3 protein-coding genes are annotated in these 1872 nt (G+C 59.7%); 2 read left to right on the top strand and 1 reads right to left on the bottom strand.

Annotation, left to right across the window (positions count from 1 at the left end; genetic code table 11):
* Positions 1-73: 73 nt before the first annotated feature.
* Positions 74-247 (bottom strand): hypothetical protein, encoded by a 174-nt coding sequence (locus BJ928_RS39170; protein WP_183079522.1) that lies wholly within the window; start codon positions 245-247, stop codon positions 74-76.
* 383 nt (positions 248-630) lie between these two features.
* Between BJ928_RS39170 and BJ928_RS38420 the strand changes: the two genes are divergently transcribed.
* On the top strand, positions 631-1044 hold the full coding sequence (locus tag BJ928_RS38420) for a hypothetical protein (protein WP_047637294.1): 414 nt from the start codon (positions 631-633) through the stop codon (positions 1042-1044).
* Between the two features lie 162 nt (positions 1045-1206).
* Positions 1207-1749, top strand: coding sequence for a hypothetical protein (locus tag BJ928_RS38415; protein WP_047637295.1), 543 nt, complete (start codon positions 1207-1209; stop codon positions 1747-1749).
* The last annotated feature ends 123 nt before the right edge of the window (positions 1750-1872 follow it).

Below are 1872 nucleotides of genomic sequence, written 5' to 3'. Positions count from 1 at the left end.
CACCAGGCCAAAGCGGCTTAAATCAACCCGCAAACTGAGCCGGAAACTCCATTCTTCCAGAGCCCAAAAAGTCTCAAATCATTCGACGACGGACATCGGCGCGGCCGTCCAGCTCGGCTATCGCGACCGTCAGTTCGGCCTGTGCGAGATCGAGCTCGGCTTCGATCTGGCGGCGCTCGCCAGGATCGACAGCATTGCGCAATTCGGCACGAAGTTCTTCGATCTGGCATTCGATTTCGTAGGTCATTGTCTGATCTCCTATATGAAAGACGATCAGCGGCGCGGGGTAGGGAATGACGATGTCAGGGATCGCGAAAGCGACCGGCAGCGCCGGGGAGTGGGGGAGCCGATTTCGTGTTGGCGGCTCCGCTGCCAATTCGAAATTGGGGGCACCGCTCATCCTTGACGACGGCAATCCCGTCGGCATCATAATCGGACACTGAGCAGGTTTCTCTCCTTTCCGTATGGCACCCAAAAAAGCCGGACCTCGCTCGATGCGTGGTCCAGCTTTGATTACCTGGTAGAGATGGTGGCCTGGCAAACGCCGAATGCAGGCGAAAACACGTTTTCCGCATTGACTTTAAGCAACGGCGAATCAAAAGCTTTGCGGCCTGACAGAGGAGAACACTGATGGCCGAAGCAACCACGATTGAATCATCTGCCGCGACAGAAACGCCGGCCCCTGCCCCCGCTGAGAAGAAGACGCGCAAGCCACGGACGCCGAAAGCTGTCACTGAGGCCAGCACCGTCGATGCTACCTCTGCACCGGTAGAAAAGCCGGCCAAGAAGACACGTGCGAAGCGCGGCTCCAAAGTGGTTCCGGTCAAGGCGGAAAAGCCGGTTGCCACACCGAAGGTGGCCGCCAGTCGCGCGCCCCGCGTTGCAGCTGCTGCTTCCGCTCCGGTCGCACCCTCTGTTGACGTCATCGACGATATCGCCGACCTCATCAAGCTTGAGGAAGAGAACAAGCAGCTTCGCAAGGAGCTCTCCGAAAAGCTGCGTGCCGAAAATGCGGATCTGCGCAAGCGCCTTGGCAAGGCCTGAATTCTGGTTTGAGCGGCGCCACGTATTTCCGTGCAATGGCGCCGCCGATCTTTCGTGTGATTGGCCCGAGATCAACGCGGTTTTGGTGACAATGAATGACCGCGGCAATGTCCTCGCCGCCATGCTTTGAAGGTAAATGTGATGAGAACACCATGGAGATTTGTGGCTGACCTGGTGTCGCGTAAACCGAAACCGGACAGCCATGACGAGGGCACAGAAGTCGCGCCAAAGACCATTGCTCTCGAATACAGACCCTCCCTCCAAGAGGAACACCCGGACATTGAACCAGCGGTGCTTGACCACTCCGCTGAGGCCGACTCGGAGGCGCAAGTCGACGCAAGCCCGCTCGAACCAGATGCTGGCTCGACCGAGACCGAAACGGCGGCACCAGTTGCAGCGGAAGCTCCTGCTGACCTAGCCGCGCTACAGGCTGAGGAAAAGTCGCCTGCTCCAACGCCGACCGAAGCCGCCGAAACTCTGGTGAGGCGACCGCCGGCACGTCGGAAGAACATTAATCCAGCCGTGGAGCCTGTGGTTTCCGTCGCCCAAACCGACGCGGTCGCCCCTGCCGGCCCGAAATCACTCCTCGACGAAATGGTCGACCTCGATGCGGAGGTCGCTGCATTGCGGCGCCAGCTTGCAAAGAAGCTCATCGAGCAGAACGCGCAATTGCGTAAGATGCTCGCGAGGTTCGACGCGCGCTAATCGCGCGCCGCCATTCCCTCAAGGGAAAAGGCTCCGCCGATGGCGGAGCCTCGCGATGTCAATCAATCCCGGTTCGGGCGGGACCAGATGAGCTGGAGGCCGTCTTCGCCATCGACCTCGGCG

It is taken from the genome of Rhizobium sp. WW_1, assembly GCF_003610155.1.
In the GTDB taxonomy this organism is placed as follows: domain Bacteria; phylum Pseudomonadota; class Alphaproteobacteria; order Rhizobiales; family Rhizobiaceae; genus Rhizobium; species Rhizobium tropici_A.
This window is presented reverse-complemented; position numbering and strand designations above follow the sequence as displayed.

Excerpts from the sequence above, each read along its gene's own strand:
- BJ928_RS39170 (WP_183079522.1), bottom strand. The coding sequence starts at position 247 with ATGACCTACGAAATCGAATGCCAGATCGAAGAACTTCGTGCCGAATTG.
- BJ928_RS38420 (WP_047637294.1), top strand. The coding sequence starts at position 631 with ATGGCCGAAGCAACCACGATTGAATCATCTGCCGCGACAGAAACGCCG.